Source organism: Rhizobium favelukesii (assembly GCF_000577275.2).
Classification (GTDB): Bacteria; Pseudomonadota; Alphaproteobacteria; order Rhizobiales; family Rhizobiaceae; genus Rhizobium; species Rhizobium favelukesii.
In genome coordinates this window covers 1,680,639-1,696,474 of sequence record NZ_HG916852.1, presented here as the reverse complement: position 1 = coordinate 1,696,474, position 15,836 = coordinate 1,680,639, and the positions used below count along the sequence as shown (strand labels likewise).

General features: G+C 57.9%; 18 protein-coding genes. 8 read left to right on the top strand and 10 right to left on the bottom strand.

Annotated features, from left to right (window positions below; translation table 11 throughout):
• Positions 1-180: 180 nt before the first annotated feature.
• The 8 genes from LPU83_RS46855 to LPU83_RS46825 all read right to left on the bottom strand — a co-directional run bounded on the left by LPU83_RS46855 (position 181) and on the right by LPU83_RS46825 (position 3,873).
• Positions 181-636, bottom strand: coding sequence for a TerB family tellurite resistance protein (locus LPU83_RS46855; RefSeq protein ID WP_082321185.1), 456 nt, complete (start codon positions 634-636; stop codon positions 181-183).
• Between the two features lie 179 nt (positions 637-815).
• Positions 816-1,274 (bottom strand): hypothetical protein, encoded by a 459-nt coding sequence (locus LPU83_RS73440; protein ID WP_037069483.1) that lies wholly within the window; start codon positions 1,272-1,274, stop codon positions 816-818.
• 12 nt (positions 1,275-1,286) lie between these two features.
• Positions 1,287-1,538, bottom strand: coding sequence for a hypothetical protein (locus LPU83_RS46845; protein WP_037069481.1), 252 nt, complete (start codon positions 1,536-1,538; stop codon positions 1,287-1,289).
• A 38-nt stretch (positions 1,539-1,576) separates the two neighbouring features.
• Complete coding sequence (locus tag LPU83_RS46840) at positions 1,577-1,726, bottom strand: hypothetical protein (protein WP_157997335.1); 150 nt, start codon at positions 1,724-1,726, stop codon at positions 1,577-1,579.
• Between the two features lie 59 nt (positions 1,727-1,785).
• Positions 1,786-2,481, bottom strand: a complete 696-nt coding sequence (locus tag LPU83_RS46835; protein WP_037069477.1) for a hypothetical protein — start codon at positions 2,479-2,481, stop codon at positions 1,786-1,788.
• 130 nt (positions 2,482-2,611) lie between these two features.
• On the bottom strand, positions 2,612-3,091 hold the full coding sequence (locus LPU83_RS46830) for a hypothetical protein (RefSeq protein ID WP_157997334.1): 480 nt from the start codon (positions 3,089-3,091) through the stop codon (positions 2,612-2,614).
• A 118-nt stretch (positions 3,092-3,209) separates the two neighbouring features.
• Complete coding sequence (locus tag LPU83_RS75135) at positions 3,210-3,332, bottom strand: hypothetical protein (protein WP_258579442.1); 123 nt, start codon at positions 3,330-3,332, stop codon at positions 3,210-3,212.
• Between the two features lie 103 nt (positions 3,333-3,435).
• On the bottom strand, positions 3,436-3,873 hold the full coding sequence (locus LPU83_RS46825; protein WP_037069466.1) for a hypothetical protein: 438 nt from the start codon (positions 3,871-3,873) through the stop codon (positions 3,436-3,438).
• A 502-nt stretch (positions 3,874-4,375) separates the two neighbouring features.
• Between LPU83_RS46825 and LPU83_RS46820 the strand changes: the two genes are divergently transcribed.
• Positions 4,376-4,885 carry a RuvC family protein gene (locus LPU83_RS46820; RefSeq protein WP_037069463.1) on the top strand — a complete coding sequence of 170 codons (510 nt, stop codon included), beginning with the start codon at positions 4,376-4,378 and terminating at the stop codon, positions 4,883-4,885.
• A gap of 141 nt (positions 4,886-5,026) precedes the next feature.
• On the opposite strand, the gene LPU83_RS46815 is transcribed toward LPU83_RS46820, so the two are convergent.
• Entirely contained in the window at positions 5,027-5,905 is an 879-nt protein-coding gene (locus LPU83_RS46815; protein WP_037069454.1) for a DUF7192 family protein, read from the bottom strand.
• A gap of 1 nt (position 5,906) precedes the next feature.
• Entirely contained in the window at positions 5,907-7,085 is a 1,179-nt protein-coding gene (locus LPU83_RS46810; RefSeq protein ID WP_082321184.1) for an AAA family ATPase, read from the bottom strand.
• 623 nt (positions 7,086-7,708) lie between these two features.
• Here LPU83_RS46810 and LPU83_RS46805 point away from each other — a divergent pair.
• From LPU83_RS46805 to LPU83_RS46775, 7 genes are all read left to right on the top strand, one after another.
• Complete coding sequence (locus tag LPU83_RS46805) at positions 7,709-9,499, top strand: terminase large subunit domain-containing protein (RefSeq protein WP_037069452.1); 1,791 nt, start codon at positions 7,709-7,711, stop codon at positions 9,497-9,499.
• Between the two features lies 1 nt (position 9,500).
• Positions 9,501-9,935 carry a hypothetical protein gene (locus LPU83_RS46800; protein WP_037069449.1) on the top strand — a complete coding sequence of 145 codons (435 nt, stop codon included), beginning with the start codon at positions 9,501-9,503 and terminating at the stop codon, positions 9,933-9,935.
• A 64-nt stretch (positions 9,936-9,999) separates the two neighbouring features.
• On the top strand, positions 10,000-12,201 hold the full coding sequence (locus LPU83_RS46795; protein WP_037069446.1) for a portal protein: 2,202 nt from the start codon (positions 10,000-10,002) through the stop codon (positions 12,199-12,201).
• Positions 12,201-12,449: a hypothetical protein gene (locus LPU83_RS46790; protein ID WP_037069443.1), complete on the top strand. Its 249-nt coding sequence runs from the start codon at positions 12,201-12,203 to the stop codon at positions 12,447-12,449. Before LPU83_RS46795 ends, LPU83_RS46790 begins: the two co-directional genes overlap by 1 nt.
• A 63-nt stretch (positions 12,450-12,512) precedes the next feature.
• Positions 12,513-13,580 (top strand): hypothetical protein, encoded by a 1,068-nt coding sequence (locus LPU83_RS46785; protein ID WP_037069440.1) that lies wholly within the window; start codon positions 12,513-12,515, stop codon positions 13,578-13,580.
• A 12-nt stretch (positions 13,581-13,592) separates the two neighbouring features.
• On the top strand, positions 13,593-14,561 hold the full coding sequence (locus tag LPU83_RS46780; RefSeq protein WP_037069437.1) for a DUF5309 domain-containing protein: 969 nt from the start codon (positions 13,593-13,595) through the stop codon (positions 14,559-14,561).
• Positions 14,562-14,635: 74 nt separating this feature from the next.
• Positions 14,636-15,829, top strand: a complete 1,194-nt coding sequence (locus LPU83_RS46775; RefSeq protein WP_037069434.1) for an SGNH/GDSL hydrolase family protein — start codon at positions 14,636-14,638, stop codon at positions 15,827-15,829.
• The last annotated feature ends 7 nt before the right edge of the window (positions 15,830-15,836 follow it).

The following is a 15,836-nucleotide window of genomic DNA, read 5'->3' as shown; positions in this document are numbered from 1 at the left end:
CGGGTTGGGTCACTTTTTTCTTTCTGTCATGCTGTCAGGGTGTCAGGGGCTCTTAGGAGAGTGCTGGCCCTACCTGCACCCGTACATGCGGGCCGATTGGGAACCTCTGCCAAGGTAGGTTTCGGCGTGGCAGCGCACTTATCCAGCGCTCACCAAAGAGCCCCTGACGGTTGTCAGTGATTAGAAGTCGAACTTGCTGACATCGATATTGAGGCGCGATGCGATCTTGCTGAGGACAACCTGTTCCTCGTCTTCAAGCTGGCCGTCAGAGTTGGCGATATCCAGCGCGATCAGATACACGTCTTCCGCCATCTGCGAGCCGTTCGGGCGGGTCTTCACGTCATCGAGCTCGCGGGCAAGCGACTGGCGTCCGCTGGCGTCCTTCGCACGCTTGAACATGGTTTCGGCCGTGCTCTCGATCACGTTCTGCGGGTAGAGCTTGGCAAGCTGCGCGTGGTTCGTGACAACCGAAATCACCTTGCGGCGCTCGGCCTCTTCAATGTCCCCGTCAGCGGCGGCAACCAGCGCGGAGGCAGCGAGCACGGCTTCAAGGAAATCCTTGTTCTCGCCGTATTCAGCCGCGACTTCCTTTGCGCCAGCGCCGATTGCCTTCTTGAGTGTCTTGAGTCCAAACATGTCGTATTTCCTTTTAAACGGGTTGGGTTTTGGTTTCTGACAGCGTTTCCCGGCTGTCAGTTCGGGATTACTTGGCCCGCCAGCGGGCGAAGGTCATGCCAGACCGGAACACGAGGCCGGTCCATGCGATCCCAAGCACGAGCTCGGGCAGATTGTTGATGATTGCGAACATCATGGGATTACCAGCCTCCGCCGCCACCGCTGTCATAAGACGAGCTTGAGCCGCTATCGTAAGAGGAGCTTGACGAGCCGCTGTCATATGAGCTCGAGCCACTGTCAGATGACGACCAGGAGGAGCCGCTGTCATGGCTGGAGCTAGCCGCCGGGGTGTCCGGCGTCATGCTGTCAATGACGATCGCCGTGACAAGCATCTGAGTCAGCATGTTGTCATCGTTCATTTGGGTGCTCGTCGCCACGGCCGAGGCCGAAGGGGCGGAAGGCACATAGCCGGACGCGATCGGAGCGGCGGCAGGGCGCGGCGCATGGATGGGGCCGCTGTCAACCCAACGCGGGGGCTTAACCGTTGACTTGGTTGCGAGCTTGGCCGCAGCCTTGGCCTTGCGGTGCTTCTTGTCAGCGAAATAGGCAGCGAGCACGGCTGAAGCGGCTACGCCTGCAAGAATGATTTCAACGTTCATGGTCGTTCGATCCTAGAAGCGCTTTTTGGGGGTGTGGCCGTGGGCGCGGTCGTAGAGCTCGCGCAGCACAGTGCCGTCGGGGAAATCACCAGCTTCGACCGCTGCGGCCATGTCAGTGATTTCCTTCTCGATCTTGTCGAGCTCGCGGCGCTGCTGGCTGACAGCGTCAAGCGCATAGGCGAGGTTTGACAGGTGCGAGTTGTTGGCGTCGGCGTTGATCTTGCCGCGCATTTCCGCAAACGAGAGTTTCTTCTGTTCGGTCATTTGACGATCTTTCGGATTTGTTGTGTTTTCGGCAAGCATTATGCGAAAAGCACAAGATACAAGACGTAGAAATAGGCTGACAGGAGCACGGCCACCGACAGGAGATAGTGGTTGTCACGGCGCTTGCGTGCCTGCCCTGCTCTAAGTTTCCGCTCGTGATTGGTGCCTATGACGCGGATTGTTGTCATGTCAGTCATTCCTGTTTTGGGGATGTCAGGGGCCGAAGCCCCCGACGGGCCGGAGCCTGTTAGTTGCGGGCGACAGAGCCGCCAGCAGCCTTGACCGCACGCTCTTCAAGCTCCCGCTCGCAGCCTGGGCATCCGCACTCTGACAGTTCTGCGGCGGTCAGGGTCTTGCGGTACTCAGCCAGTTCGGGATCGAACACGCTTTCATCCCATTCGCCGGTCTGTGCGCTGTCAGCTTCGGCCTTGTCAGGAGCGGAGGCGAGGAGCGCGGCGAGCAATCCACCGAGACCGTGGCCCAACAGGCCATTGCGCTGGAAGGCGATGCGCTTGCGCATTTCTTCGAGCGGCAGCGTGGTCGGCGTGAAGTCGTCAGGGCCATCAACAGGCTTCGGGCCAACGAGGATTGCAGGGCCGAGCACTTCGGCCAAGAACATGCCGTCTTGCGCGGTGAAGCCTTCCTCTACCTGCGGGTTGGTCGGATCAACCGGAGTTGACAAAAGCGCAAACGCCCCTTGCTGCGTGGCAGCGGCCAAGAACTCGTCACCGTTGCTGTCGAGCTTGCCTACGCCACGTGGTCCGGCAATGATGCGGTCGCCACTTGGGAGCGTGAACACGGTGCAGTTGCCCTTCAGGAACTCGCCGCGAGCGCCTGCAAAGCCTGCAAAGCTGCTATCTGCCGTATCGGTCGGGATATCAGCGGTGATGATCTGACCAAGCTGCGGCTCGATGATGATGACGTTGTTTGTGTTGGTTTCCATAGTCTGGTTCCTTCTATTGAACGGGTAGTTCGTTGTTGCCTAGTTGATCTTTCGTCAACTGTTTGCGTCTTCCACAATATACAGACTTGTTTTAAACACAAGTCCTATTTCAAATTTTTTTGTCTTTTTTTCACCCCCAATATTTTTTGAGCTTGTCGAGATCGCCAGAAGACAGCGGCGGCTTTTTCGCCCATTCCGCAAAGTCCTTCTGGTATGGCTTGAGCACGTCGCTCGCGATCCGCTCCATCAATTGATGATGGTGCCGCGAAATTTCCCGCTGTGCTTCGGTCTTCAGTTTGTCCATGAGCGGCGTGTCAAACACTTCGTCCATGATGATGTCACGCGCACGTGTCGGCTCGCGGAGGAGCCTGACAGGCTCGGGCGGCTTGTCATCGGGGTCGCTGTCATCCCAGGTCAGGATTGTCAGGTCGTCCACCCCGAAAATGCTACGAGCGTGGGCGCCTAGAAACTTCTCGACGGATGCAAACGCATCGTCGCGCTTGCTGTGCCACTCGCTCGGAAAACTCGTGCCCTTGTGACTCTTGCGCCAGTCGGCAGGGATCGAGTTAACGATTACCTGCCCTTGCCAAGAGCCGTCTTGCTTTTGCACGCGGCCGTAAACGGGCGAGCCGTCGAGCCCTGTCAGTTTCCAAGGCGCCACGGCACGGCGTTCGGCAGGCGCTTGCGCCCATAGCCGGTGCCATACGAGAGCGATTGTTTCGGCCATATCAATTCCCCGACATCATGTAGGCGACGGCGAAGAGGAAGCAGAGCCAAAAGGCGCCAGCGAGAGCGCTGCCAATCAGGAAGCCGCGTGCAGGTCCAAGACGGTTCATGTGATGGTTGTTCATTGTTTCGTTCCTTTCTGTCAGCGCTTGACAACTCTGTCAGGGCGTGCGCTTGCGTTTAATATACAATAGGCTTGCGACATTCACAAGAGACAACGCAGAGTTTTTATCCCCTGCCCCAACTCGCGTTGTCGTAGTAGCTATGTGAGTTGGCGGCGTTTTTGGCCGTCTGCGGGTCACTGACTCCTGTCAGGCGCACGGCAATCCGCGTTTCCGCGTCTTCCATCGCTTTATAGAGGTCGGTGTCGGGCACGGTGCCTTCGGCGCACTGGTAGATCAGGCACTGCAACGATTTGTAGCGCTGCCATTCGTCCGGCGATGGGTCCGGTCTGCTTTCCTGCTTATAGGTCGCGATCGTGCCCATGAGCGCGCCCAAGTCTTCGTTGTTCGCCTCATACACGGCGAGCGCGTTCAACTGCCAAAGTACCTGGCCTAATGATACCGGGCTCAGTGCGTCGTAAGGTTTGAGCCCGCCCGGCACGTCGTGCTTGATGGCATAGGCCGCGTCCGCGATCGTTTCTGCTGCTACGAAATAAGCGCTCATAATTCCCCGTCCGGGCTTGTGTTTCGATTTGTTCAAAATACAAGTTGGTAGCGTCAAACACAAGAGACAAAACGAAGAGCCAGCCACTTTTTTGCACTGAGGGCTCGCGGTCAGCGCTACCGCTACCTGACATCGCTACCTGTCAACGAATTGAATTTCCTCTATAATCATTAAGGTAGTAGCGGTAGCATCTTTCTTAGTGAATAGTTTATTAAAGAAGATATAGAGTATATAGCCTTATATAGAGAAAAGATTAGCTGCTCAGACACGCTACTTGCTACTTTTGTCAAATAACGCTTGTCTCTTCAATGGGTTATCGAGTAGCGACCCCGAAAAAGCGCCGCAACCTCACGCTACCTGACAAGGCTATTAGCCCTTCTCCCTGACACACATTCCGCCCTAGCGCCGTGCTTGGCTGACAGCCGCGTGCTATGCAGGAAACCACTTGTGTAATTCACAAACTAATCGACCAATTGTTTCGGTCTTTATAGGAGGTTTCCCGATGAGGGTTTTGGGCATTGATCCCGGTGTCACGGGTGCGTGGGCGGTGGTTGATTGTTGCGCTGATAATAAGGGCGTCCCGCCCGAGGTGGTCCAGCTAGGTGATTTGCCTGTCAGGACTATCCACATGTCACGCCGTGACACGAAGCGGCTGGACGTTGAAAAGCTTGACGCGCTCTTTGCCGATTTGCTGGCGCCGGGCCTTGGCATTGACAGGGTAGTGGTTGAACGCCTGACAGGCGCGCCGGGCATAACAAGCACAACAGCTTTTAGCCTTGGCTGGACTGCCGCCGTGCTCGATACCGTGCTAACGGCGCATGGTTGGAAAGATTACAAGGCAACTCACCCTAGCGCGTGGAAACGGGCGTTGCTTGTTCCTGCTGACAAGAGCGCGGCAAAGGCCCGTGCAACGAAACTCTTTCGGTCGGACAAGCATTGGCCCAAAGAAAAGGATCATAACCGCGCGGAAGCTGCATTGATTGCGCTATATGGCGCCTTGTCGAAGGGTTAGGACTCCAGAAACCGCCAGAGCGAGTCAAGGGCGCGTTTTCAGGGGCTCGGATAGCCCGACATAGCCGGAAGCTGTCAACGGCGCCCTGTGAGTCTCTATGAGTCAAATAGAGGAAAGGCGCCTTTCGGCGCCCTTTCTGTTTTAGTCTGCCTTTTGGGCGTATTTGCCGACCATTTCCCGCAACCATTTTTCAGGGTCCGCAAAGTCATCTGTGAGATAGAGCGGGCCAATCACTGCCGTTTCTTCGGTATCGACTGACACGAAACGCGACCAAAAGGCGTGCAGGTTGGCGCGATAGAAATTGATATCGCCATAGGCAAACGGCAAGCTATCAGTGTTGCGGCATTTGGTTTCATGGATAGCGGCGGAATACATCATTTGCCGTGGGAAAGCGGCGCCGCTAAGAGCATATGAAGCGCGGGCCAAATCCAAAGGCGACGTGTCAACGCGGACCGCAACGCCAACGCATTCGTGCTCTTGTGCGCTATGCGGAGAGTGTGCAACGGCAACGTAAAGATTGACCGGGCGTTGCGCTGACATAATCCGCACGAATGCAAGCAACGTCGCGCCACGCCGCGCAAGCGCTCCTGACGAAATGCCCGCGCTGGAAGTCAAGTCAACGATTACGTTCAAGGGCGCCGCTGGCGACATGACACGTTGGCGGCGCCTCATGTTCATGGGGGAACCGGCAAGATAAGCGGCGACGTTCGGAATGCCGCCGGTCATAGCGTCAACAGTCTGCATTTGCGCCGTGTCAAATTCGAGCAAGTTTTCAAGCTTGCTCATGAGCTTTTCGCTTGCGGCAACGCGCGACAAGTCGCCAGTGCGGGCCATTTCCACGGCGCCGTTGTACGAAAGGTTATCCGTCCAACTGTCATAGTTGCGGCCATCGTTTATCCGGCTGGAAACCGGAAACTTTGCGCAATGCTCGACAAACTCGCCAAAGCTATCAAAGCAAACGCCCGTGTCAGGGCGCGTTGCGCCCTTTTTGAGTGAATTGACAACGTTACGGCGGGCCATGTTAGCGGCCCTCCACAATGCGCGTTTGCTCGCTATTCAAGCCCGCAAGATAAGTCAGCGCCGCCGCGCGATCGCTCGACATGCCAGCGGAAATCAACGCGGCGCCTGCCATGCTATGACGCGGATCAATCACAATCTTGACACCAGCGGCTTGCGCCCTTGCCCGTGCCGCCTGTACGCGCTTGGTAAACTCGACATTGCCCGAAATGGCTTGTTCAAGCGCCACGTCATATGTCCAATGAAACTTGACAGCGAAGCGGGAGAGGAAAGCCGCATCGATCTTAGCGCGGCCGATAAATTCCGCCGTTGCGCCCTGCCCGAATGTGTTAGCGGCGCCGATGCAACGGAAATCTGTATGCCGTGCGACTGGCAACGGATTGTCAGGGAAAGAGCACTCGCCATTCGCAAGCGCGGCGTTCAATGCCAGCAATGCGGCGTTGTCAGATGCATCTACCTCATCAAAGAGGTAAACGCCGCCGTTCTCATAAGCCTGACGGAAAGGCGTTGTGTGATAGTTGCCAGCCGCATCAACAAAACCAACTAGCTCATGCGACATTCCAAGCGCGCCGTTGAAGTAGAAAGGAACGCCGAACGCCTTAGCGCATTCCTTCGCTGCGTGCGTCTTGCCGCTTCCCGTCGGGCCTGCAATCCAGACGTTGTTATAAGAACCGTTCGCCTGACGAACGGAAAGCGTTGTCAGCAAGTCACCAAAGAGCGGGTGTTGCGTGCCATCGCTCTTATATTCCGTGTTGTCAGCGCGCTTGAGCTCGATACGCAAGAGCGCCGTGCCTTCAAGAGCGGCCGCAACCTTTTCCGTTACAATCTTTTCGACCGTCGCCATGTCAACAGATGGTGACAAGAGCGATTGCAGGGCGGCAAGCGCGGCGGCGGTCTTAGCGTCGCCAGCGGCAACAGGTGCGGTCTTTTCAGCAATCACGGGCTTATCCTCTTGAATGTCAGCAATGTCTTTAGGAGCGTCGATTTGCGTTTCAACGGACGAAATCACATCCATGACGTTGATCCCGAAACGCGCGGCAATCTCTAAGCATTTGGTGCTTGTCAGGTCCGCGCTTGTCATGCCGTTGTTCTCGCGGCGGTACGCTTCCCAATTGGCATGTGAGGTAATAGCGCGGCGCAACGCAGTGCGTTGTTCTGCCGAAAGCCTTACGTGTGAAGTCATGTGATTAGTTCCTTCTAAGACGGGCGAAGCGCTCTTAACCGGCGCCTGTAATTGTCTTTTACACAAGGCATTGTCAGCTTGTCAACAGATAGCATTGTTTTTTTCTCAAGCGATTTGATAGTTTGCCAATCAGCTAAGTTTTGTGAGGATTAACAGCAAGCTATGAATGTGACACGCGGCGCCAAACGCACAATGTCAATCGCAAGAGCAAGGGAAGTCTTAGAGAACTCGCTTGTTGAAGGCGTTCGCGAATTGGCTGTCATAGCTAAGACGGCTGACAAGCCCGAAACCCGATTGCGTGCGATTGAGCTCATTATGGCTAACACGCTTGGCAGGCCCGCCGCTCAAACCACCAACATAAATCTGACAGTCAGCAATGCAGCCTCACAGCTAGAGGCTTTGCGGGCACTTACGGTACAGGCTGGACCAACGATAGATCATAACCCATTGGAACCATTGGATAATCTAGCGTCATCGCCTAAAGAGTTAGTTAAATCACAGCCCGAAACCAGCCTTGAAGCGCTGACAAGCGCCGTTGTCAGCCCTGTCAGCGACGCGCCCGCGACCCCCCCGCCCGTGCCCCCGCACGGGAGCACATCTATATATTAGCAGGCTCTACCGCTATGGCAGAAAAATCCCAAAAGGCCCCCCGCCGCCCGGTCAAGCGCAGGACGCTCACGCCCGAGGAAAAAGCACGCCGCTTGGAATTGAAGCGTGCGGCTACCAAGCTCGGCGAGCAGGAGCGCGTAGTCTTTAAAGAGACAGCCAGGCTCACCGATGAACTGACAAAGATACGCGCAATCGAGGAAGAGCGCTTGCGTCGTGAACAAGCGTCTGCTCAAAAAAAACAAGATGCACTTGTGCAAATCACAAGTCAGCTTGATGAGTTCCCAAGCGAGAACCCTACCCCCTCCGGGGAACCGTCTGCCGAGGGACCGCTGTCCGAAAAAAATATAGAAAATTTAGACAGCACCGAGCCCAAGCCTGACAGCGCGACTACCGCGCCCGAGGCTCCAAAGGCTGAGGAGTTTAAAGCCGCCTACGCCGCTTTCATTGACGCTTACAAAGATAAGCCGGTCGATTTCGTGCGGAACGTTCTCGGTGCTGACCCGCTCCCGTGGCAGGAAGATTTTCTGCGCGCCCTCGCAGCAGGCGAGCGGCGTCTTAGCGTCCGCGCTGGTCACGGTGTCGGCAAATCAACGGTCTGCTCGTGGGCCATGATTTGGTTCATGCTGACACGCTATCCGCAGAAGACCGTCTGCACGGCACCGACCGCCGGCCAGCTTTTCGACGCGCTCTTCTCCGAACTGAAATTTTGGATCAACAAGCTCCCCGCCGTGCTGCGCGACACGATCGAAGCCTTTTCTGACAGGATCGTGCTGAAGTCCTCGCCGGAAGGATCGTTTATCTCGGCGCGCACGAGCTCGGCTGACAGGCCGGAAGCACTCGCCGGTATCCACTCCGAAAACGTGCTGCTGATCTGTGACGAAGCGAGCGCCATTCCCGAGCAGGTCTATGAAAGCGCCGCCGGCTCGATGTCAGGCCACTCGGCCAGCACAGTCCTGATTGGGAACCCTACCCGTAACTCGGGACTGTTCTTCCTGTCACACCACCGCCTGTCAGGCGAGTGGAAGACTTTCCACGTCCCCTGCACGGCCAACCCGCTCGTGTCTGAGGACTTCGTGCGCCAGATTTCGACCACCTACGGCGAGACTTCGAACGCTTTCCGCGTCCGCGTCTTGGGCGAGTTCGCGCTGAAGGAAGACGACACGCTCATCCCTGCTGAACTGATTGACAGCGCCATGAGCCGCGACGTGGTTCCTGACCCGAACACGGGGCTGATCTACGGGCTCGACGTGGCACGCTTCGGGGATGACAGGACCGTACTCGTCAAGAGGCGCGGCAACGTCATGGCCGAGATCAAGTCATGGAACGGCGCCGACCTGATGGAAACCGTCGGCAAGGTCATGGCTGACTGGCGGATCGACAAGCCCGAGATCGTCTGCGTGGACTCGATCGGTCTCGGGGCCGGCGTCGCCGACCGCCTGCGCGAGCTCGGTGTCAACGTCCGCGACGTGAACGTGTCAGAAGTCGCCGCGTTCAATCCCCAGGCTGCGAAACTCCGTGACGAGCTCTGGCTGACAACCCGCGACTGGCTGGCAACACGCGCCGTCCACATCCCGAAGCATGACGAGCTCCGCCAAGAACTGGTCGCGCCAACCTACACCTTCCTCTCAAACGGCAAGCTCAAGGTCGAGGGCAAGGGCGACATGAAAAAGCGCGGCATGCGCTCGCCCGACTTGGCCGACGCTCTCTGCCTGACATTCGCGGGTGAAGCCGCGCTCATCGGTGGCCGTGCGTCATCGTGGGTCAAAGGCCAGCCGCTCAAGCGCAGCATCAAAGGGATCATCTGACATGACAACGATCGCGTACCGTGACGGTGTAATGGCCGGCGACAGCCGTGTCACATACGACGGCTCTCTTCAGGGTCTTGTGACAAAGGTCTTCAAGTCTAGCCGGGGCGATCTTGTCGGCCTCTGTGGGGATACCTCCGCGCTGCCGACCCTGAAGGTATGGGCAGAGGAGAAGCACTGCCGGGGCAAAATCCCTGACTTCGGCGAGGACAACTCTGTCATTTGGGTGCAGCCTGACGGCACCGCGTACATTCTGGAGCATGGCACCGCCTGCGAAATCCAAGGGCCTTTCTTCGCGGTTGGCTCGGGCCACGCGTTCGCCAAGGGGGCAATGGCCGCCGGGTGCGATGCAGAGACCGCCGTGTCAATCGCTGTCACGTTTGACGCTCACTCGGGCGGGCCTGTCAAAGCTGTTGTGTTAAACGCAACAACTTGAGTTTCTGACAAGTACATGGTAGGGCATACTTATCCAATCGGCTAACTATTAGGAGCTTGTCAGGATGGCTAAAAAGACACAGCGCAACCTCGCGCCCGAGGTTTCCCGCCGGAAGCAGGGCGAGGCGCTGACTGACATCCAGAAGAGCTCTATCGTGGCCTTGCTTGTTCGTGACAGCGAGGACTTCATTGACAGCATGATCGCTCCCGAGCGCGAGCAAGCGACCCGTTATTTCAACGGCGAACCGCTCGGCAACGAGGAAGACGGCCGTTCACAGATCATCATGACAGAAGTCCGTGACGTTGTGCTCGCGATGATGCCGAGTCTGCTGCGCGTCTTTCTCAGCACTGAGAACGTGGTTGAGTACGCCCCCCGCCGCGCCGACGCGGTAGAGCAGGCCGAGCAGTCAACCGATTACGTCAATTATATCTTCTACAACGAGAACGACGGCGCCCAAGTCCTCTACAGCCTTTTTGAAGATGGGCTCGTGCGCAAGACCGGGATCGCGAAGTGGTACGTCAATAAGATCGAGACTGTTTCCGAGGAGTCCTACGAGCACCTTGACGAAGAGCAACTGGCTTTTCTCGAAAATGAAGATGGCATGGAGCTTATCGAGCTCGATCAGCTTCTTCAGGAAGGCTTTGACGAGGTTGACCCGCAGACGGGCGAGCCGATCATGCAGCCGGCGACCTACAACGCGAAGTTCAAGCGCACAGCCGTTGACAAGAAATTCGTGGTCGAAGCCCTGCCGCCCGAGGAATTTCTGATCGCCCGCAACGCCCGGTGCGAAGACACCGCGGAATTGATCGGCCAGCGCAAAGACATGCTTGTCAGCGATCTTGTCGCGATGGGCTACGAGCTTGATGAGGTTCTGCTCAACGGCGACCCGCAGCCGCTTATGGATTTGAACCAAGAGAGCCAAGCCCGCAACCCTGCCCTCCAGCAGCGCAACAACCTCGATTACACGAAGCTCGACCCCTCCATGATGACGGTGCGCTACTACGAGCTCCTTGTCAGGATGGACGCCGATGGCGACGGTATCGCCGAGCTTCACAAGATTTGCTCGATCGGTCAGGACGGCAGCTACATCCTTGACGACGAAATCGTGAGCGATGTCAATTTCGCGATCTTCTGCCCCTCGCCGATCCCGCACACCGCGATCGGCAATTCCATTGCTGATCAGGTGATGGACATCCAGCGCATCAAGACCAACATCGTCCGTAACACGCTTGACAGCTTGTCACAGACCATTCACCCGCGCCTCGGCGTGGTTGAGGGCCAGGTCAATCTTGACGACGCGATGAACACCGAAATGGGCGGGATCATCCGTATGCGCAACCCCGGCGCCGTGGTGCCTCTCGCGCAGCCCTTCGTCGGTCAGCAGTCGCTCCCGATCCTCGCCTATCTTGACGACACCCGCGCGCAGCGCACGGGCATTTCCCGCGCAACGCAGGGGCTCGACGCCGACGTGCTCCAGTCCACCACAAAGGCCGCTGTCACAGCGACTGTCAGCGCGGCCGAAGCTCGCCTTGAAATGGTTGCCCGCCTCTTCGCCGACGGCGGCATGAAACGCATGTTCCGTGGCATCCTGAAGATGGTCACGCAGAACCAAGACAAGCCCCGCACGGTGCGCCTCCGTGGCAAATGGGTAGATGTCAATCCCACTGGTTGGGATGCTGACATGGATGTTGTCACGAACGTCGGCCTCGGCATGGGTGACAAGAATGACAAGATTGCCGTCCTGATGGCGACGGCCATGCAGCAGAAGGAAATCCTGACAACGCTCGGGCCGACCAACCCGCTCGTTGACCTCATACAGTTCCGCGCCACCCTCGCCAAAATCCTCGAACTCAACGGGTTCAAGGATACCGAGACCTATTACAAAGCTGTCACGCCCGAAGCTCTCCAGCAGATGCAGCAGTCCATGCAGCAGAACCAGAAGCCGGACCCGGCGCAAATTCTGGCGCAGGTTGAGCAGCAGAAGACGATGGCTGACATCGCGATCAACCGCGCGAAGCTCTCGCTTCAAGAGCGTGACATGAAGCTCGAAGACGACCGCCAGCGCGACCAGATGGAAGTGGACGCTTATCTTCGGGCCTTCGAAATTCAGGCCAAGTACGGCGCGCAGGTGGATATGGCAGGCATCCAAGCACGCATGGATCGTCAGCGTTTACTTGTGGAAACCGCAATCACTGTAGCTGACAACAACGCCAACGCACAAGAAACCGAGGCGCCGACCGCGCCGCCGGCTGGAGGGCCGATGTAATGGCTGACCCTAAATCCTTCGAGACCCGCTCGACCCGTGCCAAGGCACTCCTCAATGACTCGGTGTTGACAGAGGCTTTGAAGTCGATCGCTGACAGGGCCTTCCAAGATTGGGCAGACTCCACGTCGCAGGAGCATGACAAGCGCGTTTCGGCTTGGCACCGCTTCCAAGCTGTCAGATCTCTCCGCAATGAACTGGAAGGCTTTGCCTCCGACGCCGCCGTGCGCAAGTTCAACAAGAAGGGCTAAGCCCTGTTTGCCAACTTGTGTAAAAAGAAACTATTTGACAGTTAAACACAAACGAGGTATTCAATGAGCAATCCGACAAGCAACAGCATCGGGCTCTCGGAAGCAGCAAGCCGCTTCGAAGCATATTTGGACTCCGCGCCTGCGGACAACCCGCCAGCTTCACCAGCAGCACCCGCTTCCAACGCAGCCGAGACCGAAGATACGGTCGAGGCGCCTGCGGCAGATGACGCAGCGATCAAGACGCCACCTTCTGACAACACCGAAGATGACAGCACACCCGACCTCACGTTGGACGCTGACAACGACGAAACGGTGACTGACGAAGACGGTGACGCTGCTGATGACGCCACCGCCGACGACGAAACCGACGACGATCAGGCTCCCCAAGCTCCCCAATCTTTCACCGTTAAAATCAACGGCAAGGAAGAAACGGTTGAACTGAAGGAACTGCTCTCGGGGTACTCGCGGACAGCGGATTACACGCGCAGCAAAATGGCACTCGCCGACGAGAAGAAAGCCTTCGAGCCGGAAGTCCATGCAGTGAAACTGGAGCGGCAGCAATACTCGCAACTCCTCCCGGCGCTGGTCGATATGCTCAAAGAGGGCTTCGCCGAACCGGATTGGGATGCACTCGCTGACAATCCCACGGAATACATCAGGCAGGAACGCCTCTGGCGCGAGCGGAACGATCGCATCACCGCCGCACAGCAGGAACAGGAACGCCTGAATACTGTCCGTGAAAACGAGGCAAAGGCCGAAATGGCGCACGCCATTCGGAATAGCGGTGCCGAACTCGTGAAGTCGAACCCGCAGTGGAAAAACCCGCAGACGTGGGCCGCTGACAGGGCAAAGCTGATCGACTACGGCAAGGTTCTCGGGTTCTCCGAGGCCGAACTGAAGCAGACCTATGACCATCGCGCGATCATCGCCCTCGATAAGGCGCGCCGCTACGATGAATTGATGGCTAAGCGGCCCAAGCCCGCCCCGTCCAATGGTCCGAAGCCGATCGCCGCTGGCTCGGCTCCGCAGCAGAAATCCCGCCAGACCTCCGATTTCACCCGCGCAAAGCAGCGTCTTGCCAAAACCGGCAGCGTCCGTGACGCGGCCACCATCTTTGAGCAATTGTTTTAAGGAAACAAGCCTGTGACTGCACCAGCAAATACCGTCAACCGCTACAGCGTAACCAAGGCCGTCCGCGAAGACCTCTCGGACATCATCTACAACATCACGCCGGAAGACACGCCGTTCATGTCGAACATCGGTCGTGGCAAGGCGTCCAACACCTACTTCGAATGGCAGACCGACGCCCTCGCTGCTGCGAACGGTGACAACGCCCAGGTCGATGGCGATGACGCCCCGAACGACGCCCGTGCGCCGACCAGCCGCTTTGGCAACTACACGCAGATCATGCGTAAGGTCGTCGGTGTCTCTGGCACCGCCGAAGCCGTTGACAAGGCCGGTATCAAGGGCCAGCTCGCCTACGAAATGTCCAAGGCTTCGGCCGAACTGAAGCGTGACATGGAAGTCCGTCTGGTCGGCGCCAAGTCTGCCGTTGCTGGCAACAGCACCACGGCCCGCCAGACCGCAGGCTTCGGCGCGTTCCTTGTCACCAACCAAGACAAGGCTGGCGACGGCGTTGATCCGACGTTCTCTGGTGGCACCGACGGCTTCCCGAATGCTCCCTACACGGGCGGCACCGATCGCGCCTTCACCGAGACGATCCTGAAGAACGTCATGCAGAAGGTTTGGGCCGAAGGCGGTTCGCTTGACATGGTAATGGTCGGCCCGAAGCAGAAGACAGTCGCTTCGACCTTCGCTGGTATCGCCGAAGTCCGCAAGGAAATCTCGGGCGAGCAGCAGGCTACGATCATCGGCGCCGCTGACGTTTACGTCGGTGACTTCGGTGCCGTGACCTTCGTGCCGAACCGCTTCATGCCGGCTGATCTGGCTTACGTCGTTGACCCTGAATACGCCGAGGTTGCTTACCTCCGCGACTTCAAGACCAACGATCTCGCCAAGACCGGCGATAGCGACCGCAAGATGATCCTTGTGGAGTTCGGTCTGAAAGTGAAGACCGAGAAGGCCCACGGCGTCGCTCGCGACCTTCTCTAGTCGCTGACAATCCTGACAGGCAGGGCTCGGACTCTGCCTGTCAACTTGTGTATTTCCCAACTGCTTGTGGTGCTATGGCCGCTCTCCGCTCCTCGATCCTGTCGCCTCTCAGCAGCCCGCTTTTCAAGCCGTTGGGTGATCCATTTGCGCCTTTGATTACGCAAGGCATTATCGCCAATCGCTTCCTAGCGCCGACCGCTACGGGGTCAGTGCCTCCCAACTACACTTCTCGCCGCGCGCACTACGCGCACCCTGACGGCGACGTTTCCAACTTCAAGACCGTCGATTGCACGTTTGTATTTGCCGGCATCACCGCCGATCAGGCGGCAACGCGTATCATCAAGCGGTACATCGAGTATCCAGCCGGCGTCTTTACGCAGGTAACGTGGGGCGGTCAGCCGACTGTCACGCTCTCGACCACGACTGTAGTTTCCGACCCGATCAATCTGACGATCCCGGCAGGCGCTCAGTTTTGGGAGCGCACGGTCAACCTCACCAACACTGTTTCGCTATTCCCCCTCCAGCAGTTGCCGGCGAGTTCGCAGGCGCTTGGTGTTTCGGATGGCAACTCCGCCTCCGATCTCGGCAACAGCGGCACAATCACCGCGACCAGCACGCAAACCACCTTCGGCGCTACTGTCATGATTGGTGATATCGCCGCTCCGAATGCTAAGTCCTACGTGATCTTCGGGGACAGCATCGCTTGGGGCGAAGGCGACATTTCCAACGTCGGCCCGAAGGGCGGCAATGGCTGGCTCGGCCGTGCTCTCGACGTTCATGGCTACCCGTACCTGAAAATCGCGAAGCAGGGCCAGCAGGCAGCGGACTTGGTATCCTCACCGTCGCGCGTTCAATCTCTGCTCGCCGCGATGTCATTCACTGACGCGGTTGTCGAATACGGTGTCAATGATCTCCGCCTTGGCAGGACGCAGGCGCAAATCCTCGCCGATCAACAGACGATCTACGGGTACGTCCCCGGCAAGAGGATTTACCAGACGACCATCACGCCGCGTTCTTCTTCGACTGACAGTTGGGCAACGACTGTAAATCAGACCGCGAAGACTGACGGCAATATGGCGGCGCTCAACCCCTTAAATGCGGCAATCCGCGCGAAACCCGCCAACGTCAACACCGTGCTCGAAGCCGCCGACGCTGCCATGTCAGCCCGTGACAGCGACATTTGGGGCGGTGCATTCCCGCCGACCACCGACGGCACCCACCCCAACTCAGTCAAGGCCGCTTCAATGGCGGCGGCGCTCGCCTTCTAGGAGACAT